The sequence below is a fragment of the Gemelliphila asaccharolytica genome (assembly GCF_001553005.1).
In the GTDB taxonomy this organism is placed as follows: Bacteria; Bacillota; Bacilli; order Staphylococcales; family Gemellaceae; genus Gemelliphila; species Gemelliphila asaccharolytica.
This window is the reverse complement of record NZ_KQ959865.1, coordinates 1-25,661: the sequence shown is the minus strand read 5'-3', so window position 1 is coordinate 25,661 and position 25,661 is coordinate 1. Positions and strand designations below refer to the sequence as shown.

Below are 25,661 nucleotides of genomic sequence, written 5' to 3'. Positions count from 1 at the left end.
GAAAATAAAATAAAAAAAGTAGATTGGTAAAAATCTACTTTTTTTAATATTTAAAATTTATATTCTATTTATCATCTACAACGTATGGTAAAAGTGCCATATGTCTAGCTCTTTTAATTGCTGTAGTTAACATTCTTTGATATTTTGCTGAAGTACCTGTAACACGACGTGGTAAAATTTTTCCTCGTTCTGAAATGAATTTTTTAAGTAATTCAGTATCTTTAAAGTCGATAGTTTTTATATTATTTTTTGTAAAATAACATACTTTTTTACGACGACGCATATTGTTACGGCGATTGTTATTAAATTGTGCCATTAAATATTCCTCCTTATTATTCTTTGAAAGGATTTATTGCATCCTCCATAAAATCATCATCTAGATTTGTAGGAAAATCTTCTCCAAAATCACTATATGATGAATTATCGTTCATAAAATCATGCATTTCTTCATTATTATTCAGATTCATGTTATTAGTCATAGGTTGTTTATTTCTAGACTGAAAGTTGCTTTGCTGTGGTCTGTTGAATGATAAAGAATCAAAACCATTAGATTGTCCTCTATTTGAGCTAGATTTAGACTCTAAATATTGAATATTATCAGCTACGACTTCTGTCACATAAACAGTATTTCCATCTTTGCCTTGATAATTTCTAGTTTGTATTCTTCCTGTGATTCCTATTAGACTACCTTTAGATAAGAATCTTGCCATATTCTCTGCTTGTTTTCTAAAAACAACACAGTTAATAAAATCAGCATTTCTTTGTCCATTTTGATCTGTAAATGTTCTATTCACTGCTACTGTAAAATATACCATAGAGATATTAGAACTTGATCTTCTTAACTCTGGATCTTTTGTAAGTCGTCCAACTAATACTACATTATTAATCACATTACACCTCTATTTATCTAATCTTACAACTATATGACGAATGATATCTGAATTGATTTTTGCTAAACGATCAAACTCTTTTGTTGAAGCATCTGTTGCAGAATTTAAGTTTACTAAATAGTAGTACGCATCAGAAAAGTCTTGGATTTCGTAAGCAAGTTGTTTTTTGCCTAAATCTTTTACTTCTTCGATTTCTGCACCTTCTGAAAGAATATTAACAAATCTTTCAACTAAAGTTTTTTTTGCTTCTTCTTCTATACGAGGTTGAATGGCAAACATAACTTCATATTTTCTCATTTTTTTTCCTCCTTTTGGCCTTTTGACTCCCACGGGAGCAAGGAGTAATATAAATTACTCGAGATTTATTGTATCATTTTTCTTTATATATTGCAATAATTTTATACATTAAATCTAAAGAGCATTATATCTCCATCTTTTACTTCATACTCTTTTCCTTCAAGTCTTACTTTTCCTGCTTCTTTTGATTTTTGCATAGAACCATACTTAACTAAGTCGTCATAACTTACTGTTTCAGCTCTGATGAATCCTCTCTCAAAATCAGAATGGATAATTCCTGCACATTCTGGAGCCAACATTCCTTTTTTGAATGTCCACGCTCTTACTTCCTGAACTCCGGCTGTAAAATATGTAGCTAGACCTAATAGATTATAACTTGCTTTTATTAGCTTATCTAGGCCACTTTCATCTATTCCCAGCTCTTCTAAAAACATAATCTTGTCTTCTGGTTCTAACGAGGCCATTTCTTCTTCTATTTTTGCACAAATTACTATTACTTCACTACCTTCTTTATTTGCAAAGTTTTTTACTGCTTTAACATATTTATTATTTTCTATATCAGAAAGCTCTTCTTCACTTACGTTAGCTACATAAAGCATTGGTTTTAAAGTTAATAGATGCATGTTTTTTGCTATTTTTAATTCATCTTTATCTAATTCTAATACTCTTGCTGGTTTTTCTTCTTTTAATACTTCTACTATTTTTTTTAACACTTCATATTCTAGTTGTGCTTCTTTATCTTTTTGTTTTGCTTGTTTTTCTACTCTACCAATTCTTTTTTCACAACTTTCTAAATCTGCTAAAATAAGTTCTAAATTGATAACTTCTATATCTGAAAGTGGATCTATATTCCCTGATACATGAGTTATATTTTCATCTTCAAAACATCTTACTACCTGACAGATAGCATCAACTTCTCTTATATGGCTTAAAAATTTATTTCCTAAACCTTCTCCTTTTGATGCTCCTTTTACTATCCCTGCTATGTCTGTAAATTCAAATGAAGTCGGTACTGTTTTTTTTGGCTCTACTAATTCTGTTAATTTTTTTAGCCTTTCATCTGGAACTTCTACTATACCTACATTAGGATCTATTGTTGCAAATGGGTAATTTGCTGCTAGTGCTTTTGATGAAGTTATTGCGTTAAATAATGTAGATTTCCCTACGTTTGGTAAGCCTACTATCCCTGCTGTTAATGACATTTTTCTCTCCTTTTGATTATTTCAACTTTTTATTATAAATTATATTTTTATATAAGTCAATTAAGCTTTAGCATTATAGATATTGTATTCTGGTATCTATAAATATTGAAAAAATAAAAAATTAATGGTATTATAAAATGAATACTTAAATGAGGAATGTTTATGAAAATTATTAAAAAAAATAAATATTCTAATTTTTTAAAAACTCTTTTTCAGATTATTATTGGATTTATAATTTTTTATTTAATCTTTTCTTATTTTAAAAAAGAGATTGCTTCACTTGATTTTAATAAAATACGAGGGCTTTTTTTTAGTATAGGTAAAATAAAATTTTCTATTATTATTTTTCTTGGTATTATCGGAATGTCTATTTTATCCCTATATGATTTTTTTGTTTTAAGGGCTGTAGCTATGCACAAAAATCTAAGTACCTCTAAAATATTTAAAATAAGTTTTATGACAAATTCCTTGAATATGATTTTAGGTTTTGGTGGTTTTATCGGAGCTAGTCTTAGATACTATCTATATAAACCTTACTCAAAAAATAAGAAAAATTTAATAGTCGCTATTGGTATGATTTTAATTTCCATGCTTTCAGGAATAAGTCTTTTATCTATTCTTGTAATTTTGGGATTTTTACCGGGAGAGGACTTGTATGAAAAAAATATTACTTTATATTATTTTTTAATTGCTATGTCTCTTTTCTTACCAATATATTTATTTTTAAATTTGAGAAATCCAAAATTGAAATCGGATAGGTTTTTATCTGTTAAATTAGCTATAATTTCATTTTTCGAATGGATTTATGCAGCATTTTTAGTGCTATTTATCCTTTTTATATTTGAAGGTGATTTTGTAATAGACAAAGAGTTTAGAATTATTGGAATTATTGTTATATCTTCAATAGCAGGACTTATCACTATGATACCCGGAGGAGCAGGTACTTTTGATATTCTTGTTTTGATTGGTCTTACTAGACTTGGCTTCAATGATGAAGTTGTTGCTGCTACTATTTTAATATATAGACTATCTTACTATATAGTTCCTTTTTTAATAGGGCTTATATTACTTCTTTTTGAGATTTTTACTAAGTTTAGAAAAAAAATAAAATACAGCAGGAGGGATATTTATGATAGTTAAACTTATATACTGTATTTTTGCATATTTAATGGGAAATATTCTTGGTGGTAAAGCAGTTTGTAAAATATATAAAGAAGATTTTTCTAAAAAGGGATCTTTTAATATTGGTGCTAGAAATGCGGGAAGAATATTAGGTCCTAAAGCTTTTTTATTCGTTGCTACCTTAGATGTGTTTAAAGGTTTTTTTGTGATTATTATACTAAAATTACTTAATGTCGATATTAGAGTAATTGCTTTGTGTGCTTTTTTAGTAGTCTTAGGCCATATTAAACCTATTATTTTTTCTTTCAAAGGTGGGAAAGGTGTTGCTACTTTTGTTGGTGTTGTCATCGCCTTATCTCCTAATTTGATTTTCATTTTAATATTAGGTTTTTTACTAATTTCATTTTTATTAAGAAGTACAATTTTAGGATTTTATTCTACTATTCCTGTCCTTAGTTTTATATTTTATTTAGATACTAGGTCTTATGTAGCAACTTTATTATTTTTAATTCTTATTATAATGATGTTTTATGTAGGATATAACGATATTAAAAAATCTTTTTGTAAGTATTTTTTAATTAAAAGAATATAAATTATAATAATAAAAACGCCCCTTCTTAGACTTTTTAAAGTTTAAGAAGGGGCGATTATTTTATTAGAACATTTGTCCATCTATTATTTCTGCATCTCCATTAAATAAATATGCTCTTATTTTTATTTTTTCTGGAAATTCGCTATTTTTTATTTCTTCTTTATATACTTCCATAACGCTTTTGTAAGTATTATCTTTCATTACACCGTAGTCATAGATATCAAAGACATATTCGTTTATGTCTTTTTTTTCATCTTGAAAAAATTCTTCAATGGCTTTTATTTTGCTATCATATAATTTATCAAGTTCATTTTGTTCCATTTTTATCCCCTTATATATTTAACTTTTACAATATTTTATTTTACTATTGATACTTTTATAAAGTTTGTTGTTCCTACATTGCTTTCAGCTGTATTTACAGGTATTCCTCCTGTTATGATTATAGGATCACCTTCTTTTGCGTATCCTGATTCTTTTGCTATTTCATTTGCTGTTTCTAGCATATCATCTGTAGAAGTTGCTTGATGAGATACTCTAGCTTGAACTCCCCATACTAAACTTAGTCCTCTTGCTACTTTTTCACTTGGAGTGACTGCTAATATAGATGCATTAGGTCTATATTTAGATATAAGTCTTGCTGTCTGTCCTGATTCTGTATAAGTTACTATTGTATGTAAGTTAAGATTTAATGCTGTGTGTGCTACTGATATTCCTATAGCATTAGTTAGATTTACAGTTTCTTTTATTTTTGATCTTTCTGTTATTATTGTAGAGTAGTCTTGCATATCTTCTGTTCTTTTTGCGATTTTTGCCATTGTTTCTACTGACTCTACTGGGTATTTTCCTGCTGCAGACTCTCCTGATAGCATTATTGCGTCTGTCCCATCAAAAATTGCATTTGCTACGTCTGATACTTCTGCTCTTGTTGGTCGTGGATTTTTTTGCATAGAGTCTAACATTTGTGTAGCTGTTATTACAAATTTCCCTGCTTTGTTACAAAGATTTATAATATTTTTTTGAATTATTGGTACTTGTTCTGCTGGTACTTCTACTCCAAGATCTCCTCTGGCTATCATTATTCCATCTGAAACTTCTATTACAGATTCTATATTGTCAACACATTCTTGACATTCTACTTTAGGAATGATTTGTACATGTTCGCATCCTTCTTCTTTTAGTATTCTTCTTACTTCTAATACATTTTCTTTTGTTCTTACAAAACTTGCTGCTACAAAATCTATTCCTTGTTTACATCCAAAGCGAATATCTTGCTCATCTTTTTCTGTTATCCCTGGTAATTTTGTAGATACTCCAGGAACATTAACTCCTTTTTTATTTTTTAATACCCCTCCATTTTGGACGGTTGTATAGATTAATCCTTGTTTTGTATCTACGTCTTGAACACTAAGCCCTATTAATCCATCATCTAAAAGTATAGTATCTCCTTTTTTTACATCATGTACTAACTGTTCATATGTGATTGAAAATTTTTCACTTGTTCCTAAAACTTCTGTCATAGATACTGTTACTTTACTTCCTTGTTCTAGCAGAACTGCTCCATTTTCCATTTGATGAGTTCTTATTTCAGGCCCTTTTGTATCTAATAATATTGCTAAATTTTTATTTAAATTTTTTCTTACTTCTTTTATTGTTTTTATTCTTGCTGAATGTTCTTCATAATCCCCATGAGAAAAATTAAGTCTACAAACATTCATTCCTAGATTTGTCATTTTTTCTAGTTTTTCGTATGATTCTGATTTTGGTCCTATTGTACAAATAATTTTAGTTTTTTTTGTCATTTTCTTCCTCTATTTTCATATTGATAATTGTCTAGATATTTCAAATATTTTCAAATCTAATTTGTGTTTAGTTTTTAATATTTTTTCTAGTTTTTCATTTACTAATTTATTATTTTTTATTCCTACTGCTTTTGCATTTTCATTTTTTATTAAGAGTTCTACTGCATAATTTCCTAGTCTTGAGGCTAGTATTCTATCTATTCCGCTAGGTGCTCCCCCTCTTTGTATATGGCCTAATATAGTATATTTTACATTGATACCATATTTTTCTTTTATTATGGCAGCTAAATCTGGGGCACTCATTACTCCTTCTGCTAGAATTATAATTGAGTGTTTTTTACCTCTTTTTTCTGCTTGTATTAGTCTTTCAACTAGAGTATCTATTGATTCTTTTTTTTCTGGTATTATTATAGATTCACTTCCACTTGCTATTCCTGCATAAAGTGCTAAATCTCCTGCATCTCTACCCATAACTTCTATTATAAATACTCTTTCGTGACTTGAAGCAGTATCTCTTATTTTATCAATAGATTCTACTATTGTATTTAAGGCAGTGTCAAATCCTATTGTAAAATCTGTTCCAGAAATATCGTTATCTATAGTACCTGGCATCCCAATTATTTTTATATCTGTTTCCTTAGAGAGTGCTAATGCTCCTCTATAAGTGCCATCTCCTCCTATAACTACTAAACCTTCTATTCCGAGTTTTTTTAAGTTTTTAATAGCAATATTCCTTACTTCTTTTTCTTTGAACTGCTCTAATCTTGCTGATCCTAAAAATGTTCCACCTCTGTTTATTATATTTCCTACATCACCACATTCCAGTTTTTTTATTTTTCCTTCAACAAGTCCTTTATACCCATGATATACGCCATATGCTTCTATTCCATTAAATATTGCTGTTCTAACTACTGATCTAACAGCTGCATTCATCCCGGGTGAGTCCCCTCCACTTGTTAATACTGCTATTTTTCTCATTTTTTACCCTCTTAGTTTATTATTAATTTAGAATACCATATTTTTTTTGGTTTTTCTAGTTTTTTTATAACTTAAATATTATATTTTATAATTTTTTTATAATTTATTTTTATAAATTTTTTAGGATATTTTTTTATATAATTTTCTAAAAAATCTTTTTCTTTTACTATACTTGTTAATTTTTTTCTATTATTTTTAAATAATGATATTAATTTAGTTTTTCCTTTAGTATTTATGTATTTTTTTATAAATTCTTTATTTTCATTATCTACTAAAACATATATTTCATTTATATTGTTTATGCAATAATTATAGTAATTTTCAAATGTTGTTATTTTTTCTAATATATATTTATTTTTTTCCCCTTTTATGTCTTTCTTTAAACTTAGAACAAAGAAATTATCCATTTTTAACATGACTTTTGCATATTGGTAAGTTGCTGGAAATATTGTGACATCTATGTCATTTTTTCCATCATTTACTACTAAAAATGCCATTTTTGATCCTTTTTTGGTAGTGATTTCTTTTACTGATATTATCTCTACATAAGCGTCTATTTCATTTCCTTCTATGTATCTTAATGGTAAATAGTAATATTTTTCTTTTTTTATTTCTACTGGGTGTTTTAAAAAATATGTTCCCGTAGATTCTTTTTCCATTTTTATTTTTTCGTTGATGGTATAGTCGTCTAGTTCTCTTACTGATATGGTAAATTCTTCCATAACACTTTCTCTGACCCTATCTATTGTTTTTCTAGTGTCTTCATAATAGTCTATTACCTTTTGCATTAATGTTCTTCTATTATATTTAAAACAGTCCATCGCTCCTGATTTGACAAGTGATACAGCTGCTTTGTAATCTACCTTTTTATCCATTCTAAAAAGAAAATCATCTATACTTCTATATTTACCATAATTTTTTCTTTCTTTTACTATCTCTTTTGAAGATATATATCCTAGATTTTTTATTGATAAGAGTGAAAATAATATATCTTTTTTGTAGTCTGAAAAATATATTTCACTTTTATTTACATCTGGATTTAATAAATTTATTCCTTTTATTTTTAATTCTTGTTTATATTCATTTATTTTTATTTCATTACCTATTACATTGTTTAATAATGCTGTCATAAAATATTTGATATAATAATATTTTAAATACGCTAATTTATATGCCAACATACAATATACTACTGCGTGAGATTTATTAAACCCATAGTTAGCAAAGTTTACTATCATTTTGTAAATTTTTTCAGCTAGTTGTTTAGGGTAGCCTTCTTTTTCAGTTTTTTCTACAAATATTTCTGCATATTTTTCTAAATCTTCTTTTTTCTTTTTACTAACTGCTCTTCTTAAATTATCCGCTTCATTAAGAGTCATATTTGCAAAATTGACAGCTATTAACATTATCTGTTCTTGATATACTATAACTCCATATGTTTCTTTTAATATTTTTTCTAATTTTTCATGTGGATATATTACTTTTTCTTTACCCTGTTTTCTTCTTATATAGTTGTCTATATACATCATAGGCCCCGGTCTGTAAAGAGAGGTCATTGCCACTATATCATTAAATTCTGTAGGTTTTAAAAGTCTTAATTTGTCTTTTATTCCGTTGTTTTCAAATTGAAATATTCCTTCTGTATCTCCTTTTTGAAATAACTTATAGACATTTTCATCATTATAATTTATATTTTTTATATCGAAATTTTTATCTGTTTTTTTTATTGATTTAACTATGTTTCCTATCATTGTTAAATATCTTATTCCTAAAAAATCTATTTTTAAAAGTCCTACATATTCTGCATCTTCCATTGTCCATTGGGTTATATAGCTAGTTGTCAAATTCCCTTTTTCTAATGGTAGATATTCTACTAAATCTTTATCATCTGCTATAATTACTCCTGCTGCATGAACTGAAGTATTTTTAGGCAAGTCTTCTATGTTTTTTGCTATAGAAAACCATAATTTATGTTCATTGTTTTCATTTACAAATTGTCTTAGGTTAATATTTTCTTCATAACATTGCAAAAGAGTATTTTTTGAAGTTATTAACTTGCTTATTAATTTTAATTTTTCATCACCTAGATTTAAAATCCTTGCACTTTCTCTTGCAGCACTTTTTGATTTGAATGTGTTAAAAGTTACTATTTGAGAAACTTTTTCTTTACCATATTTTTGCTCTACATATTTTATAAGCTCATCTCTTCTTGTATCCTGAATATCTATATCTATATCGGGCATAGTTACCCTATCTTTATTTAAAAATCTTTCAAATAATAAATTAAATTCTATGGGATCTGCTTCTGTTATGTCTAGTAAAAAGCATACTAAACTTCCTGCTGAGCTACCTCTTCCTGCTCCTATTATTACCTCGTTATCTTTTGCATATTTAATAAAATCTCGCACTATTAAAAAATAGTCACTAAATCCCATTTCTTCTATTATTTTAAGTTCATATTCATATCGTTTTTTATATAGAGAGAAATTTTTATTTTTTAACTTTTCTCTTGCTCCTTTTTCTACTAAATATCTTAAATATTCAATACTTGTTTTGTCCCAAAAGTTTTTTTCTTCTTCATTATATTTGTATTTTGGCAGATGGTAACCATTAAATTCTAGCTCGAAATTTGCTTTTTTTATTATTTCTTCTTGATTTTTTATTGCCTTAATTATTAATTCTTTTTTTATAGGATTTATTATATTATCTAAAATATTTTTTATATCTTGTTTTGTGTGGACAAATTCATAGCCTTTTTTCTCTGTTAGATTTTTTATGTTTAATTTTTTATTTTCTTTTATGGCTCTAAGAACTTCTAGCGGCATATATTGATCATAGTCTAAATAATATGCTTCTTTTGTATATACTATTTTTTCTATTAGATTATAAAAATTACTATTATAGTTTTCATTATAATTAAAATAATAGTCTAAATTTTTTAAAATTTTTATTATGTATTTTGCTGTATCTTTGTTTTTAATTTCATCTTTAACTATTATTATTACTTCTTTTTTTTCTTCCGCTAAAATGCTTTCTAATTCTTCTAAAGAGTATTCATTTTCTAAAGTTCTTATGCTTGTAGATATTTTCAACAATTTTTTAAACATTTTTTCACTCTTACATACTAGAGTTAATGTTATAAAATCTAAATTGCACAGCATTTTTAATTCTAATGAGTAAACAAGTGAAATATTATATTTTTTTGCTATTCTTTCTGCTTTTATAACTGCATACATATTAGGATCTGATATACATACCGCTTCTTGTTCATCTTCTTTAAGTTTTTTAAATAATTCTTCTAGTTTTATTGTGCTATTTAATAAATCATAGCAAGAATGAACAGCTAGATTATAATAATTCATCTTTTTTCTCCTATTTTGTGATAATTTTTTTATATTGCAGGTAATCTTTTTTTGCGTCAATATTAATAAATCAAAAATTTTATATCGATTTTATTATACTATAAAAATAATAAAAAAAAAGAATTTTAGAAACAATCTAAAATTCTTGAATTTCTTTGCTATTTTTTATCCACAAGATGTATGTCCTCCGAATGCAAAGGTTCCTGTTTTTGCATTATCAGAAGAAACATATCTATATATTCTTTCTTTAGAACAGCCAACATAATGTATTGTGCTTATTTCTTCACTTTTTAGTGACCCATCTTTTGCTACTAAATCTTTGTCTGCTATACGTCTTTTTATTTCTCCTAAAAAATGAGTATATCCTTCAAAATCATAGCTTTTTATTACTTTACATTCAAATGATATGATACATTCATCTATTAAAGGAGCATTTACATATTTGCCTATTGTATATGGCATATCTGCCTGTTGAAGTTTATTATTCCCACTAAAAAGTCCACATATTTCAACTTCACTCATTAATTCTTTTGATGGAATATTTATAGTAAACTCTTTATATTTTTTTATAAGTTTTGTTGAATTACTATCTGATTTTATTCCTATATTTATAGTATTTCCTAAAGAGTAGGATGCACTTGTTGTTGTTGCATTATAATTAAATTTATCATCTTTATATCCTACTAATATAATAGGAAAATTATAATATAATTTGTTTGTTTTTAGCTCAGATTTTTCTCTTATAAACATTTATTCTCTCCCTATAAAAAACAATTTTTTTTCTGTTGATAATTCTTTGCTAAAAATAAAATTATCAAATTTTATTTTTTTTATGTCTTCTAATTTTGTTATATTTTTAGATACTAATTCTGTTAAAAATTTTCCTCTCGCTTTTTTACTAATGGTTGAATGAGTTTTATATTTTCCATCTTTTTCTTCTAAAAAATTTATCTTTATAAATTTCTCTCTTGTTTCTTTGGAAAAAACTTCTTCAAATTCTTTTGATAAGAGCGAAATTACTAAATTTTCCTTTTCTACAAATTTATCATAATCGTCTTGCCAGTATTTTTTTAAACTTTCTCCTCTTATCTTTACTTTTTGTAAAAAGTCTAATCTATAAGGAAATATTTTAGAAAATGAATTTATTATTCCATAAAAGGCTGACGTTATAAAAACATGACTCTTGTAATAGTCTTTTTCTTTCTCTGATAAATTATCTCTTTTTATATTTTTATACATCATTCCATCAAATAGATATATCGCTTCAAAAGACTTCCCTGTTAAGTTTTTGATTTCTTTTAATCTTTCTATTTCTAGTGATAATTTTTCTTCCTTTATTTTATAAATTTCTTGTAATTTTTCTTTAGGTAAGTTTAACAAGTTTTCTAAAATAATTTCTGTTTTTTGGGATAATTTTTCTTCTCTATATCCTTTATTTAATTTCTTTATTGTTTTTGCTGTCGGTATTAATATTTTCATAATATTTTCTTTCCTTAAATATTATAATGAACATTATATATTAAATAAAAATTTTTTTCAAATATTTATCACTTTAAATAACTTGTGCAATAAGATTTTTTATATTTAAGTTATATTTTTAACCAATTTTGTTTATTTTTATAAATCTTAATTATAAAAATTTATTTTATATATTTACTATAAAATAAAAATTCTTTACCTTAATAAAAATAGAAAGGTAAAGAATTTTTTATTATTTTTTCATTAATGTTGATATATTTAGTTCTAGTAATTGTTCTAAACTTACGTTAGATGGTGCTTCTGTTAACAAACAAGTTGCATTTGCAGTTTTTGGAAATGCTATTGTATCTCTTAGATTATCTCTTCCAGCTAGAAGCATAACAAATCTATCTAGTCCTATTGCACATCCTCCATGTGGTGGTACTCCGTATTCAAAGGCATCTAATAGGAATCCGAATTGTGATTTTGCTTCTTCTTCAGTAAATCCTAATGCTTTAAACATTGATTTTTGAATTTCTTTGTCGAAAATTCTAATAGAACCTCCTCCTAATTCATAACCATTTAGCACTATATCATATGCTTGTGCATATGCTTTTTCTGGTTCTTTTTCTAATAATTTGACATCTTCTTCTTTTGGCATTGTGAATGGATGGTGTGCTGCACTATATTTTCCTGTTTCTTCATCAAATTCTAATAATGGCCAATTTACAACCCATAGATAATTGAATTTATTTTTATCTATTAAATTCAAATCTTTTGCTAGTTTTTGTCTTAATGCTCCTAATGAGGCGTAACATATTTTTTTTCTGTCTGCTACAAATAAGATTAAATCTCCTACTTCTGCTCCAGTTCTTTCTACCAATTCACAAGCTATTTCATCTGATATAAATTTAGCTACTCCTCCAGTTAAGCCATCTTCTGTATATTTAAGCCATGCTAATCCTTTTGCTCCAAAATTAGCTACATAATTTGCTAAAGAGTCTATATCTTTTCTTGAATAGTTTTTTGCTTCGCCTTTTACAACTATACATTTTACAGCTCCACCTTGTTCTACTGCATTTGTAAACACTTTGAAACTTGTATTTTTTACTATATCACTTACTTCTTTTAATTCCATTTCAAATCTAGTGTCTGGTTTGTCTGACCCAAATCTTTCCATCGCTTCATCGTAATCTAGTCTCTCAAATGGTGTATTTACTTCTATTCCTTTTACTTCTTTCATTACATGAGCTATTAGGCCTTCTATCATAGATATAATATCGTCTTGTGACATAAAACTCATTTCCATATCTATTTGTGTAAAGTCTGGTTGTCTATCTGCTCTTAAATCTTCATCTCTAAAACATCTTGCTATTTGATAGTATCTATCAAATCCTGCTACCATAAGTAATTGTTTAAATAATTGTGGAGATTGTGGTAAGGCATAAAATTTGCCTGGTTGCACTCTACTTGGTACTAAATAATCTCTTGCTCCTTCTGGTGTGGATTTTGTTAAGATTGGTGTTTCTACATCTGTAAAGTTATTTTTATCTAAATAATCTCTTGTTGCTTTTGTTATTTTTGAACGCATTCTTATGACGTTTGCTAATTCTTCTCTTCTAAGATCTAAGTATCTATATTTCATTCTTATTTCTTCACTTGATAAGCTTACATCATCTAGCACGAACGGTAATGTTTTTGATTTTGATAGTATTTCTAAATTTTCTACTATTATTTCTACTTTTCCTGAATTTATTTTTTCATTTACTGTTTTTTCACTTCTTAATACAACTTTTCCTTCTATAGATACTACATATTCATTTCTAATTGTTGTTGCTTGTTTGTGAAGTTCTTCATTTTTTTCTTCTGAAAATACACATTGAACAACTCCCATTCTATCTCTTATGTCTACAAAAATTAAGTTTCCTAAATCTCTTCTTTTTGCTACCCAACCTTTTATTATTACTTTTTTGTCTACGAATTTTTCATCTATTAGACCTGCATATTCACTTCTTCCGTATGCCTTCATTTTATTCTCCTTTTATTTTTTCTTCTAAATAGTTCATTAAGTTTTCTATTTTTATACTTTCTTGATTGTGATTTTCCATGTTTTTTACAGTTACTTTTTTATCTTTTATTTCTTCTTCTCCTATAATAATAGAGAATTTTGCTTTGTATCTATCTGCCATTTTCATTTGAGCTTTTATTTTTTTATCAAAATAACTGTTTTGTGCTTTAAAACCATGAATCCTTAATAAATTAGTTAATTTCATTGAGTATTCATTTGCTTCTTCTCCTACAGAAACTACATAGATATCTATTTTGTCGTTTATATTTAATTCTATATTTTCACTTTCTAATGCTAATAATAATCTTTCTATACTAAGTGCAAATCCTATTCCTTTTTCTTCTTCTGGACCTCCTAACATTTTTATAAGTCCATTATATCTACCACCACCACATAAAGTTTTTAGTTCTATATCTTTATTGTCTATCATTATTTCAAAAGCTGTATGTGTATAGTAATCTAATCCTCTTACAAGATTAGGGTCAACTTCATATTTTATTTTTAAATCGTCTAGATATGATAAAACTTTTTTGAAATATTTTTTGCTTTCTTCTCCTAAGAAATCAAGTAATTTAGGGGCATTTTTCATTAATTCTTTTTTAGTGTCCACTTTACAATCTAGTATTCTCATAGGATTTTTTTCTAATCTATTTTGACAATCTTCACAAAAATTATGAATTTCTTTTTTAAAATGGTTTATTAATGCTCTGTTATATTCATTTCTTTCTTCTGGATTTCCTAAAGTATTTATACTTACTTTTATATTTTCTATTCCTAAACTTTTATATATATTATAAGCTAGACTTATTACTTCTGCATCTATTTTTTCGCTTTCTTCTCCAATTACTTCAACACCATATTGGAAAAACTGACGATATCTCCCTTTTTGCTTTCTTTCGTATCTAAACATGGGACCTATATAATAAAGTTTTTGTGGTTTTATCGTGTCAGCAAATAATTTATTTTCTATGTATGATCTTACAGTTCCAGCAGTCCCTTCTGGTCTTAATGTTATGGAACGATTTCCTTTATCTAAAAATGTATACATTTCTTTTTGAACAATATCTGTAGTATCTCCTACTCCTCTTGCAAAAAGTTCTGTAAGTTCAAATATAGGAGTTCTTATTTCTTTATAACAAAAATTTTCACTTATTTTTCTAAGATGATTTTCTATATATTGCCATTTTTTTGATTCTTTTGGTAATATATCTTGTGTTCCTCTTGGAATGTTTACAATTTTTTTCATTGGTTCTCCTTTATAAAATAAAAAAAATCATCTCTATAAGAAAACTCTTATAGGGACGATTTTACGTGGTGCCACCCTTATTTATATCTTTCGATACCTCTTTTTTTATTTAAAATCACAATAGAGTGTTTATATCTATCTCCTAATACCAAATTTTTCAGCCATGAACTTGGTTCTCTTTTATTAAGATTTTTTTAGATAATCTTTCTATCATTATACTATTCATAAATGATATAATAAATAATTTTCTGTGTCAAGTAGATTATCTATTTATCATTTCTAGAAAATTTTTCTACTATTGATTCTAATGCGTTTTTTGACTTTTCTGGAATTTCTTTGTCTTCTTTTAGCTCTTCTTTTACTTGAGATACTAAATCTTCCATAGTCATGCCTTTGTTTTTTTCTTTTTCTGAGCGTTTTTTTATTTCCCAGATTTCTTTTTTTATTCTATTTTCTTCATACTCCTTTTGTGTTGAATCTTCTTCTTTTGCTTTTTTTTCAGCTATTTCTAATTGTTTTAAGTAAGATGTGTTTTCTTTTTTGTCGTCTGCTTGTTCAGGTGCATAGGCTGGTACAAATATTTTTTCTTTTTCAGATTGTGGCATTTCTTCTTTTGGTGTTTCTTTTTTTTCTTCAAATGCCGTTAATAATGTATCTAATTTTTCACCTTTCCCTAAAGGGTCTTTTTGGTCTGGCCTAACACTAGAAACTTGAGGTTGTTTTCTTCTTATGTCATATATAGGGTCATTATAAGTTTCTTTGAAATTTTCTGCTCTAGCATGAAGTTTTTGTTTTAATTTTTTACTTTTTTCTATAAATTCGTCTGCTTCTTTTTTTGTTTCTTCTTTTTCGCTTATTTTTATTTCTTCATGTTTTAATTTCTCTTCTAACTCTTTTTCGGCACAAACTATTTTTTCTTTTGTTTCATTTAGTTTTTCTAATCCTAATTTTACATTATCTAAAAGTATATCTTTGTGTTTTTTTGCTTCTTTAGGATTTTTGTAATAATAAACTCCTAATGCTGAAACCATTCCTAATAAAATTCTTCTTGTTATTTTTCCCATTGAGTTATCCTCCATATTCTTTAGTTTAATTTTATCAAATATTAATATTAATGTAAACAATATTAACAACTTCAAAATAAAAAAAATTCACTCAAGTGAATTTTCTTTATTTCAGCTATGAATCTAAAATTATTGCAGGAATGATAAGAATAAACTTATTATAGATACATTGAAGAAGTCGATAAATAACGCCCCTACTATTGGTAAAACGAAAAACGCTACATTTGAATAACCATATTTATCACTTACACTCTGCATATTTGCAATTCCATTTGGTGTAGCTCCTAATCCAAATCCCATATGTCCTGCTGATAAAACTACTGCATCATAATTTTTACCCATCATTCTAAATGTTATAAAGTATGTATAAACAATTGCTAGTAAGGCTTGTGCTATTAATAAAATACTTAAAGGCCCTGCAACTCCTGCTAATTCCCAAAGTTTTAGCGTCATCATTGCCATACCTAAAAATAAATTTAATGAAACATCTTCCAGTATTCTTATTTCTTCATAGTGTATATCAAATCTTGTTGTATTGTCTGCTATATTTCTAAATATTGCTGCTACAAGCATTGGACCTATATAACTTGGGAAACTTAAAAATTTATTTAGAAAAATTGATAAGTAACTACCTATAAACATTGATAATAATATCATAAAAAATGCTTTTGCAAAATTAGAACCATTTAGTATTTTATTTGTTTCTCCAAATAGCATTTCATCATTTTTTATATTGCTATCGTCTTTTTTGCGATTAGACCCTACTTTTATTTTATGACTTTTCATAAGTCTGTTTGCTACTGGCCCTCCTAAACTAGACCCTGCTATAAGTCCAAAAGTGGCAGCTGCTATTGCTACTGTACTTGCTCCTTTTATCCCCAGCTCTTCTGCTATTGGTGCTATTGCTGCAGATGTTCCATGACCTCCTGTCATAGGAGTAGAACCTGTCATTAATGCTAATAGAGGATCTACATTAAGAGCAAAGCCAAGCCCTAAAGCCAAAACGTTTTGAAGAACTACAAGTCCTATAGCTGCTATTAAGAATATAACTACTTTTAATCCTCCTATTTTTAATAATTTCCAACTTGCATTAAATCCTACGCTTGTGAAAAATATTGTCATAAAGAAATTTTGTAAAGTTACATCAAAAATTATATTTAAAAATCCTGTTTTATTAAAAATTAAGTTTATAATTGCAAATAAAAATCCTCCAATTACTGGTGAAGGTATACAATATGTCTCAAAAAACTTAACCCTCTTTCTCAAATATCGTCCTATTATTAGGACTACTACTGCTAATCCTATTGTTTGTATCATATTCATTTTAAGTTCAAACATAATGTTCCTCCTTCCTTCGATTTTTATAATTTTATTGTTACAAATTTTATAGTCTTTATTCTAATATGTTTTATTTGAAAAACAAATTCTTTGTTAAAAAATATGACATGAAAAGTAAATTTTTATAACTTTTCACTTTTTTTAATTTGTATTTTTAAAAATAAAATAACCCTGTTTACTTTAGATAATTGTAAATAGGGTTTTTTTATTTTTATTTTTTCTTAGGTATTATGAATACTATAGATATTATTGATAGTATACAAAATGCTACATTAAGCATCAATCCATAAGTAGCTCCTAGTGTGAAAGAAGAGGAGAATGAATAATATATAGCTCCTGAAGCAGCTACTCCTATTGCTCCACCTAAAGATGATGCCATTTTGTAAATTCCTGAAGCTACTCCTATTTTCTCATTTGGAACACTTGATATTGCTGTGTCTGTTGAAGGTGTTGCATATATTCCAAGTCCTATACCGAATAGTGAATATCCAATAAATACTAAAGCAAAGTATAAACTTCCTTCTACCATAGTTAACGCCATTAATGAAATTCCTATACCATTTATTACAGTTCCTATCAACATAGGTTTTCTTGAACCCATTGTTTGTAATAATTTTTCTCCAATTCTTATTGTTATTAATATACAAACAAGATATCCTAGCGACATCATTCCAGCAGTTTGTGAATTTAGACCTCTTCCTTGTTGCATATAAACATTAACTACGAGCAAAGTCCCTGCAACTGCATTTAGTAGAAAATTAGAAATTGTTGCTCCTAAATAACCTTGATTTTTAAACAATTTAAAATCTATAAATCCATTTTCTCTTGACATTTCTACTTTATAAAAAATAACAAATCCTACTATCACTACCAAGAATAATCCTATTATTAATGGGTTAGTTATTCCTAAACTTTGAATTTTTGAAATCCCTACATTTAAAGATAACATTGATATTATAAATATGATAAGTCCTAAATAGTCAAAACCTTTATTTTCTTTGACTTCTACTTTGCTTTCAGGAGTGTTCATTATTAAAAGCATACTAATTACTGAAACAATGATAGATATTATAAAAACATATTTCCATCCTAATGAATTAGCTACTGCTCCTCCAAATAATGAGCAAAGACCAGAACCACCCCAAGAACCTATTGACCAATAACTTACTGCTCTTTGTCTTTCTTTTCCATCATAATATGTTTTTACTAAAGACATTGTAGCAGGCATGATGAATGCAGCAGCTAATCCTTGTAATGCTCTACCAGCTATAAAGAGTGCTGCATTAGTTGCAAGTATTAATAATAATGATCCAATTATATTTAAAACAAGTCCTATAACCGAGAATTTAACTCTTCCCAATTTATCTGCTAAGCCACCTGCTACTACTATAAATATCCCTGAAAACAAGGCTGTTATAGATATTCCTATATTCATAGCACCAGAATCAAGCCCTACTGATTTTTGTACATCTGGAGCAATATTTAGCATTGATTGTGCAAACAACCAAAATGCAAGTACCGCCATTACTATCCCAACTAATAATTTATTAGTTCCTTTATATGCTTTATTATTCATTCTATTTTTCTCCTTTCAAACATTCTATTAAAGAAGACGCCATAGATTTTGCACAAATTAAAAGTGCGTCTTCATCAATGTAAAATTTAGGATTGTGATGTGGATACATCGGAGTTCCTTCTCTATGTGCTCCTACATAAAAGAAGCAAGATGGTTTTTCTTTTGCATAATAAGCAAAGTCTTCTGATGGTGTTTGTGGATCACACTCTACTACTTCTTTAATCTCTTTTGCTTTTGATGTTTCCAGTGCTTTTTTGACTTTCATAGTTAAGTCATAATCATTAACTAATACTGGATAATCATTCAAATAATTCACGTCACATTCAACATTAAACATTTTTTCTATTCCATTAGAAATATTTTTAAATTCTTTTTCGACAATTTCTCTAGCTTCTTCGCTCATTATTCTGACATCACCTTCTAAAGTGACACTTTCTTTAATGATGTTTGCAGCTCCCTTGCCATCAAATGAGCCAACTGTTAAAACTGCATTGTCAAATGGACTTATTCTTCTACTTATAATTGTTTGAAGAGATGTAACAAAATAACTTCCAGCAACTATTGCATCATTGGCTAAATGTGGCATCGATCCATGACCACCTTTTCCTTTTATAGTCACTTTAAAGTTAGCTCTCCCTGTTTGAATAGCATTTGGTCTATACTGAACACTTCCAAGTGGCATTGTACTCATTACATGAATACCTAAAACATAATCCACTCCATCAAGTACACCTGCTTCAACCATTGATTCTGCTCCCCCTGGAGGTGCTTCCTCTGCTGGTTGGTGTATTATTCTTACATTACCTTCCAAACTTTCTTTAACTTCTATTAATGTTTCTGCTAAGACTAATAAGTAAGCAGTATGAGCATCATGGCCACAAGCGTGCATAACTCCTTTATTTTTAGAAGAAAATTCAAGACCTGTTTCTTCCTCTATAGGTAAAGCGTCAAAATCAGCTCTTAAAGCTACAGTTTTCCCAGGACTGCCTCCTTGAATATCTACTGTTATACCAGATGCTATTCCTATATTTGTTTTTACAACACAATCTTTACCTTTATAAAAATCTTCAATAAATTTTGCTGTATTTTCTTCTTTAAAAGATACTTCTGGATTTTCATGAAGAAAACGTCTAATTTCAATCATACGTTTTTCTTTTTGTTCCAAAATTTCATATATTTTTTCAATTAATTTGCTCATATACTACCTCCTGCTTTCTAATTTTTTTAAGATTTTTTCCTTAACTATATTATAATAAATTTTATTACTAAAGTATAATTATTAATTTTATAATTATTAATAACCTTTTAGTTATATTAAAAGAAAAAATAATCTAAAATTAACAAAATTTATCACCTATTAAAATAAAAATTCTATTATAATAAATTTTAAAAAAATAAATTAAATTGAAAAAGATGAGGTTAATACCATTTTTATCTATATCTGCTAACAATTTTTTTAAAAATTATTTTTCTAATTTAAAAATTCATGATATAATGTATAAACTATAATAAAAAAGGAAATAAATCATAATAATTTAGTTATAAGTGCTATGAATAATAAAAAAAAATTACATTATATACAAACTATTGTAGACAAAAATAATCTAACAAAAGCCTCAAAAGAACTTTTCGTTTCGCAACCATATCTTAGTAAATTTATAAAAAATATCAACGATGAATTAGGGATAGAAATTTTAAATAAATCTAATAACGATATCCAGCTTACTTTTGCAGGAGAAAGATATATTCATTATCTAAAAGAATTAGAAAAAATAGAGAAAAAAATGTACTATGAATTTGATCTTTTAAAAGAAAATAAAAAAGGTGAAATTCGTCTTGGAATAAACCCTGCAATAGCTACAAGTATGCTATATAAGGTAATTCCTGCATTTAAAAAAGATTATCCTGATATAGATATTAAATTATTTGAAAATACTCAAGATAAATCAGAAGATATGATAATAAAAAACAAACTTGATATTGTCATAGGCATGAAACCCATAGTGTATAAAAATCTTTCCTATAATATTATCTATAGTGAAAAGATGTATCTTTTTGTCCCTAAGATAAATAGTATTTATAATCCTAAAATTAAAGAAATAACTAAATTTACAAAAAATATTTCGCTGCTCGATTCTCACCCGATAATTTTAACTCCTCCTACTTACGGAATTGGGAAAACTATTTCTAATTTTTTTAAAAAAAATAATTTAGAATTCAATAATATTTTAACAACTACTACAGTTCCTACTGCTGTTAATCTGGCTAAATCTGGAATGGGGCTTACTTTTGTGCCAGAAACATTAATCAAAGATTATATAAGTGAAGAAGCTAATATCTTTAGTTTTAATATTTCTGATATAAAGGCTGAATATGTAGTAATTTTTAAAAAAGATGATATTAAACCAATAGTAAATAAATTTTTAGATTATATTCTAAAGCTTTTGAAAAAAGATAAATAATACCTTACCTTAAAAAAATAATTAATCTTATATATGTAGTTGTTAACATACACTTTAAAATATAAGTTCTTTGTTTTTTAGATTTTTAAAATGATTTTTCTCTCCAAAACGTTTATCTACTATTAAATTGTACAATCAAAAAAAGACGCTCCTTTAGTGGCGTCTTTATTTTTAAAATTTTTTTAAAAATTATTTATCTTGTTACTTTATTAATTTTTCTTTTGTAAACTTTTGAGTTTTTTATTCATATTTATTATTTCTCTTTTTTTCATAATATATATCACTATCCATATTATAAAATAAATTATTAAAAATAAGATAATAGATAAAATTAATCCTTTTATTTCTGTGAACCATTTCAAATATAAACCTACAAAAACAAAATAAATAAATATTATTATTAAGTTTATAATTGTTTTAAAAAATAATGATAATTTTACCATATCATATAATTTTCCTATTAAAAAGGAAACTACCCCAAATCCTCCGTAAAGAATTGTTTGAATTACTTTTACATACACTAATGAATGTTGATTTACAAAATCTGGTACCCCTACTGCTAAAGTCCCTAGTTGAACTGTTAAGAAAGTTTCTACTAATCCTCCTATACCTACTCCAAGGGCAAATGATATTAATATTTTTATTAAATTTTTCATGATAACCACCTATATTCCTAAAATTTCTTTAAATTTTTTTATATTTCTTCTTGATACATAAGTTACTTTTCCATCTTTCATTTTTAAAGCTATCGTTCCCGTAAAAGATAAGTCTAACTTTTCTACATAATCTAAATTTACAATTTCAGACCTTGATATTTTTATAAATTTATTTCTAGGAAGTCGTTCTTCCAGCTCGTATATTCTTAATTTTGTGAAATATGTTTCTCTTTTGCTATCTAAGTATAATTTATTATTTTCTGAATAAAATCTAGATATTTCTTTGTAATCTAGTATTTTTATTTCATCTTTTTTAAATGCTACTATTTTTTCACTGGGATTTTTCTGTAAATTTTCAATAGCTTCTTTTATAATTTCAACTTCTTTTGAATAACTTGCTGAAAATATTTTTACACTTACTTCTTTGTAGTTTTCATCTAAGATAACTTCTATATTCATTCCTTTCCTCCTTTGCTTTATATTGTTATTTTAGCAGTTTTATTTTTTTATTCTACTGTTTTTTTATAGGTGGTTGTTTTTTTAGTATAAATGGTTAATTTCTTAAATTAAAAATGACTTGATTTAAACAAGTCATTTTTTTATGTGTTTTTTATTCTTTCAAATAGTATTATTCCACTGGCTACTGATACGTTAAGACTTTGAGTTTTTCCTAGCATTTTTATATGATATAAGAAGTCACAAGATTTTTCTACAGCTTTATTTAAACCCTTGCCTTCACTACCTACTATAATGGCAAGTGGCACGTCTTTAGCTATATTAGTGTAATTTATTGATTTTTCATTTAAGGTTGTTCCTGCTATCCAAAATCCTTTTTCTTTTAATTTTTTTATACTGTCTAAGATACTTCCAACTCTAGATATTTTTACATATTCTATAGCTCCTGCACTTGCTTTTACTGCTGCCGCGCTTACTACTGCTGCTCTTCTTTTTGGTATTATTATATTTTCTACCCCTCCTGCTACAGCTGTTCTTATTATTGCTCCTAAATTATGAGGATCTTCTATATGATCTAATATTAATATAGTTGTAGTTTTGTCTATATTTTTTAATTCTTGAAGCATTTTATCAAAATCATAATAGTTATAAGGGGATACAAATGCTAATACTCCTTGATGATGTTCTTTTGTTAAGTTGTCTAATTTTTGTTTTGGTACTTGCTGACAAATTATTTTTTTTTCGTTTGCTATGTTAAAAATGCTTTTTATTCTGCCTTTTTCTATTCCTTCTTGAAATAATATTTTATTTATCTCTCTACCCGAATTTATAGCTTCTATTATGCTATTTCGTCCTGCTATTATTTCTTTTTCTTCTTCATTTTCCCTAAAATAATCTTTATTTTTTATATTTTTTTCTTGATTTTTATTATATCTAATTTTTTCCTTTTTCATATTCTTCTATTATATTAGTAAATATTTCCTCCAATCTGTCAAAGTCTTTTTTTAAGTATAAATATCCAAAAACTGCTTCTAGTCCTGTTGCGTTTTTATATTCTATTATGGTTGCATTTTTTGCTTTTGTATTTATTTTTTGATTTTTTCCTCTTCTAAATATTGATATTTCTTCTTTATTTAGTAACTCTTTTTCTAATAATTTTTTTGCAAATTTTGATTGAGATGTTGCTCTAACTATTTCTGATACTTTTTGGTGTAAATCTTTTATTTTTGATATAGATGTTTTCATAATATATTCTCTTGCTAATATATCATAGATACTATCTCCTATGTAAGCTAGTTGAAGTCCTTGTAAAAATTCTATATCTTTTATATTTTCTTTTTTAAGGTTTAATTTTATATTTTTTTCCATCTAACACCTTGTTTTGTATCTTCTAATACTATGTTTTTTTCTTTTAGTTCATCTCTTATTTTATCTGCTAGTTTAAAGTCTTTGTTTTTTCTGGCATTTTCTCTTTGTTTTATCAATGACTCTATTTCTTCTTCGCTTATTTGGTTGTTTGTTTCTATAGTTTCTTCTTCTAAGTTTATTCCTAATATTTCTTGATATGTTTCAAAAACTGCTTTTATCATTTCTAAAGTTTCTTTATTAACTTTTTCTTTTTCTATATAAAGGTTTGCTATTTTTACAAGTTCATACCATGATGATAGAGCATTTGCACTATTGAAGTCATCATCCATTTCTTCTGTTAGATTTTTTATATTTTCTTTTAACTGATTTTCTATTTCTTTGGAAATTTTTTCTTCTTCCATGTCATTTTTTAATCTGAATTTTAGATTTAGATATGATGTTTTTATTTTGTTAAAATTTGTTTTTGCTAGTTCTATTGTTTCTTCTGAATAGTTGATTGGCGTTCTATAATGAACACTTAACATAAATAGTCTTAGAACCATTGGATCTATTTTTTTTCTTATATCTTTTACTAAGGTGAAATTACCTAAAGATTTACTCATTTTTGCTCCATCTATATTTATAAATCCATTGTGCATCCAATAGTTTGAAAATTTTGTTTGGTTATGTGCTTCTGATTGTGCTATTTCATTTTCATGATGTGGAAATGTTAAGTCTTGTCCTCCAGCGTGAATATCTATATTTTTTCCTAGTGTTTCTTTTGCCATTACAGAACATTCTATATGCCAGCCCGGTCTTCCTTTGCCGAATGGACTTTCCCAATATACTTCTTTTGGTTTAACTTTTTTCCAAAGTGCAAAATCTAATGGATCTTGTTTTTTCTCTCCTGCTTCTACTCTTGCTCCGCTCATAAGTTCATCTATGGATTGTTTGCTTAGTTTTCCATAGTCTGCTTTTTTTCTTGTTTTGAAATATACATCTCCATCAGAAATATAGGCATAGTCTTTTTCTATCAGATTTTGGATAAATTTTATTATTTGTGGTATATATTCACTTACTCTTGGATTTTTTGCTCTCTTACTGCCTAATTTATCATAGTCTTCGTAAAAAGCTTTTATATATTTGTCAGATAATTCTTTTGTTGTTATTCCTTCTTCATTACTTGCTTTTATTATTTTATCGTCTACATCTGTAAAATTTGAAATAAATTCCACATTATATCCTTTATATTCCAAATATCTTCTAACTACGTCAAATACTATTATTGGCCTTGCATTTCCTATATGTATATAATTATATACTGTTGGTCCACACACATACATTTTTACTTTATTTTTTTCAAGAGGGTAAAATATTTCTTTTTGTCTTGTCAGTGTATTATAAATTTTTATCAAAATATTTCTCCTTATATTATATAAATTTAATTATCTTAATTTTATCATAATATATGACTAAACTGTAGGGTTATTAATTTTTTTTATTATTTTTAGAAAAATATTAAATAAATTAATAAGATTTCGATTTTTAAAATACATATTAAAATTTGTAACGTTTATGAATTTACTAAAATTTCTTTGAAACTATAATAATAAAATTTTTTTTAATAAAAAAAAGACTTTTAAGTCTTTAGTAATCTTCTCTAGTCAGTTTTTTCTCAAGTTTGAAGGTCACTTTTTCCTTTAAAAGTCTTTTGTTTTTATTTATTTTTAATTAATCCATGCACCATT

Annotated in this window: 24 protein-coding genes; 3 read left to right on the top strand and 21 right to left on the bottom strand. The window is 26.6% G+C overall.

Annotation, left to right across the window (positions count from 1 at the left end; all coding sequences use genetic code 11):
* Nucleotides 1-64 precede the first annotated feature (64 nt).
* The 4 genes from rpsR to ychF form a co-directional block, all read right to left on the bottom strand.
* Nucleotides 65-316, bottom strand: a complete 252-nt coding sequence (rpsR, locus tag HMPREF1871_RS02510) for a 30S ribosomal protein S18 (protein ID WP_083505620.1) — start codon at nucleotides 314-316, stop codon at nucleotides 65-67.
* Nucleotides 317-332: 16 nt separating this feature from the next.
* Complete coding sequence (gene ssb / locus HMPREF1871_RS02505; protein WP_066129667.1) at nucleotides 333-890, bottom strand: single-stranded DNA-binding protein; 558 nt, start codon at nucleotides 888-890, stop codon at nucleotides 333-335.
* Nucleotides 891-899: 9 nt separating this feature from the next.
* On the bottom strand, nucleotides 900-1,187 hold the full coding sequence (rpsF, locus tag HMPREF1871_RS02500; protein ID WP_066129664.1) for a 30S ribosomal protein S6: 288 nt from the start codon (nucleotides 1,185-1,187) through the stop codon (nucleotides 900-902).
* A 101-nt stretch (nucleotides 1,188-1,288) separates the two neighbouring features.
* The gene (gene ychF, locus HMPREF1871_RS02495; RefSeq protein ID WP_066129659.1) at nucleotides 1,289-2,389 is read right to left on the bottom strand and encodes a redox-regulated ATPase YchF; all 1,101 of its coding nucleotides are present in this window, start codon (nucleotides 2,387-2,389) and stop codon (nucleotides 1,289-1,291) included.
* A 162-nt stretch (nucleotides 2,390-2,551) separates the two neighbouring features.
* Between ychF and HMPREF1871_RS02490 the strand changes: the two genes are divergently transcribed.
* Nucleotides 2,552-3,529 carry a lysylphosphatidylglycerol synthase domain-containing protein gene (locus HMPREF1871_RS02490; RefSeq protein ID WP_066129656.1) on the top strand — a complete coding sequence of 326 codons (978 nt, stop codon included), beginning with the start codon at nucleotides 2,552-2,554 and terminating at the stop codon, nucleotides 3,527-3,529.
* Nucleotides 3,519-4,103 carry a glycerol-3-phosphate acyltransferase gene (locus tag HMPREF1871_RS02485; protein ID WP_066129653.1) on the top strand — a complete coding sequence of 195 codons (585 nt, stop codon included), beginning with the start codon at nucleotides 3,519-3,521 and terminating at the stop codon, nucleotides 4,101-4,103. Before HMPREF1871_RS02490 ends, HMPREF1871_RS02485 begins: the two co-directional genes overlap by 11 nt.
* Before the next feature lie 63 nt (nucleotides 4,104-4,166).
* Here HMPREF1871_RS02485 and HMPREF1871_RS02480 read toward each other — a convergent pair whose 3' ends face one another.
* From HMPREF1871_RS02480 to HMPREF1871_RS02425, 12 genes are all read right to left on the bottom strand, one after another.
* Nucleotides 4,167-4,424, bottom strand: coding sequence for a hypothetical protein (locus HMPREF1871_RS02480; protein ID WP_066129651.1), 258 nt, complete (start codon nucleotides 4,422-4,424; stop codon nucleotides 4,167-4,169).
* Between the two features lie 35 nt (nucleotides 4,425-4,459).
* Nucleotides 4,460-5,902 (bottom strand): pyruvate kinase, encoded by a 1,443-nt coding sequence (pyk, locus tag HMPREF1871_RS02475; protein ID WP_066129648.1) that lies wholly within the window; start codon nucleotides 5,900-5,902, stop codon nucleotides 4,460-4,462.
* Between the two features lie 15 nt (nucleotides 5,903-5,917).
* The gene (gene pfkA, locus HMPREF1871_RS02470) at nucleotides 5,918-6,880 is read right to left on the bottom strand and encodes a 6-phosphofructokinase (RefSeq protein ID WP_066129646.1); all 963 of its coding nucleotides are present in this window, start codon (nucleotides 6,878-6,880) and stop codon (nucleotides 5,918-5,920) included.
* A 71-nt stretch (nucleotides 6,881-6,951) separates the two neighbouring features.
* Nucleotides 6,952-10,242 carry a DNA polymerase III subunit alpha gene (locus tag HMPREF1871_RS02465; RefSeq protein ID WP_066129643.1) on the bottom strand — a complete coding sequence of 1,097 codons (3,291 nt, stop codon included), beginning with the start codon at nucleotides 10,240-10,242 and terminating at the stop codon, nucleotides 6,952-6,954.
* A 165-nt stretch (nucleotides 10,243-10,407) separates the two neighbouring features.
* Nucleotides 10,408-10,992, bottom strand: coding sequence for a flavin reductase family protein (locus HMPREF1871_RS02460; RefSeq protein ID WP_066129640.1), 585 nt, complete (start codon nucleotides 10,990-10,992; stop codon nucleotides 10,408-10,410).
* Nucleotides 10,993-11,721 (bottom strand): peroxide stress protein YaaA, encoded by a 729-nt coding sequence (yaaA, locus tag HMPREF1871_RS02455; RefSeq protein WP_066129637.1) that lies wholly within the window; start codon nucleotides 11,719-11,721, stop codon nucleotides 10,993-10,995.
* A 232-nt stretch (nucleotides 11,722-11,953) separates the two neighbouring features.
* Entirely contained in the window at nucleotides 11,954-13,729 is a 1,776-nt protein-coding gene (aspS, locus tag HMPREF1871_RS02450) for an aspartate--tRNA ligase (protein ID WP_066129633.1), read from the bottom strand.
* Between the two features lies 1 nt (nucleotide 13,730).
* Nucleotides 13,731-15,005: a histidine--tRNA ligase gene (hisS, locus tag HMPREF1871_RS02445; RefSeq protein ID WP_066129670.1), complete on the bottom strand. Its 1,275-nt coding sequence runs from the start codon at nucleotides 15,003-15,005 to the stop codon at nucleotides 13,731-13,733.
* Between the two features lie 275 nt (nucleotides 15,006-15,280).
* Entirely contained in the window at nucleotides 15,281-16,078 is a 798-nt protein-coding gene (locus HMPREF1871_RS02440) for a hypothetical protein (protein WP_066129627.1), read from the bottom strand.
* 129 nt (nucleotides 16,079-16,207) lie between these two features.
* Complete coding sequence (gene gltS, locus HMPREF1871_RS02435; RefSeq protein ID WP_066129620.1) at nucleotides 16,208-17,416, bottom strand: sodium/glutamate symporter; 1,209 nt, start codon at nucleotides 17,414-17,416, stop codon at nucleotides 16,208-16,210.
* Between the two features lie 211 nt (nucleotides 17,417-17,627).
* Nucleotides 17,628-18,992 carry an MFS transporter gene (locus tag HMPREF1871_RS02430; protein ID WP_066129617.1) on the bottom strand — a complete coding sequence of 455 codons (1,365 nt, stop codon included), beginning with the start codon at nucleotides 18,990-18,992 and terminating at the stop codon, nucleotides 17,628-17,630.
* A 1-nt stretch (nucleotide 18,993) separates the two neighbouring features.
* The gene (locus tag HMPREF1871_RS02425; RefSeq protein WP_066129614.1) at nucleotides 18,994-20,190 is read right to left on the bottom strand and encodes a M20 family metallopeptidase; all 1,197 of its coding nucleotides are present in this window, start codon (nucleotides 20,188-20,190) and stop codon (nucleotides 18,994-18,996) included.
* 352 nt (nucleotides 20,191-20,542) lie between these two features.
* On the opposite strand from HMPREF1871_RS02425, the gene HMPREF1871_RS02420 reads away from it, so the two are divergent.
* On the top strand, nucleotides 20,543-21,454 hold the full coding sequence (locus HMPREF1871_RS02420) for a LysR family transcriptional regulator (RefSeq protein WP_066129611.1): 912 nt from the start codon (nucleotides 20,543-20,545) through the stop codon (nucleotides 21,452-21,454).
* A gap of 209 nt (nucleotides 21,455-21,663) precedes the next feature.
* Here HMPREF1871_RS02420 and HMPREF1871_RS02415 read toward each other — a convergent pair whose 3' ends face one another.
* The 5 genes from HMPREF1871_RS02415 to cysS form a co-directional block, all read right to left on the bottom strand.
* Nucleotides 21,664-22,110, bottom strand: a complete 447-nt coding sequence (locus tag HMPREF1871_RS02415; RefSeq protein WP_066129609.1) for a DUF3021 family protein — start codon at nucleotides 22,108-22,110, stop codon at nucleotides 21,664-21,666.
* A 9-nt stretch (nucleotides 22,111-22,119) separates the two neighbouring features.
* The gene (locus tag HMPREF1871_RS02410) at nucleotides 22,120-22,569 is read right to left on the bottom strand and encodes a LytTR family DNA-binding domain-containing protein (RefSeq protein ID WP_066129606.1); all 450 of its coding nucleotides are present in this window, start codon (nucleotides 22,567-22,569) and stop codon (nucleotides 22,120-22,122) included.
* 140 nt (nucleotides 22,570-22,709) lie between these two features.
* The gene (gene rlmB / locus HMPREF1871_RS02405) at nucleotides 22,710-23,519 is read right to left on the bottom strand and encodes a 23S rRNA (guanosine(2251)-2'-O)-methyltransferase RlmB (protein ID WP_066129603.1); all 810 of its coding nucleotides are present in this window, start codon (nucleotides 23,517-23,519) and stop codon (nucleotides 22,710-22,712) included.
* Entirely contained in the window at nucleotides 23,500-23,934 is a 435-nt protein-coding gene (locus tag HMPREF1871_RS02400; protein WP_066129600.1) for a Mini-ribonuclease 3, read from the bottom strand. Before HMPREF1871_RS02400 ends, rlmB begins: the two co-directional genes overlap by 20 nt.
* On the bottom strand, nucleotides 23,919-25,328 hold the full coding sequence (cysS, locus tag HMPREF1871_RS02395; RefSeq protein ID WP_066129597.1) for a cysteine--tRNA ligase: 1,410 nt from the start codon (nucleotides 25,326-25,328) through the stop codon (nucleotides 23,919-23,921). Before cysS ends, HMPREF1871_RS02400 begins: the two co-directional genes overlap by 16 nt.
* Nucleotides 25,329-25,661 lie beyond the last annotated feature (333 nt).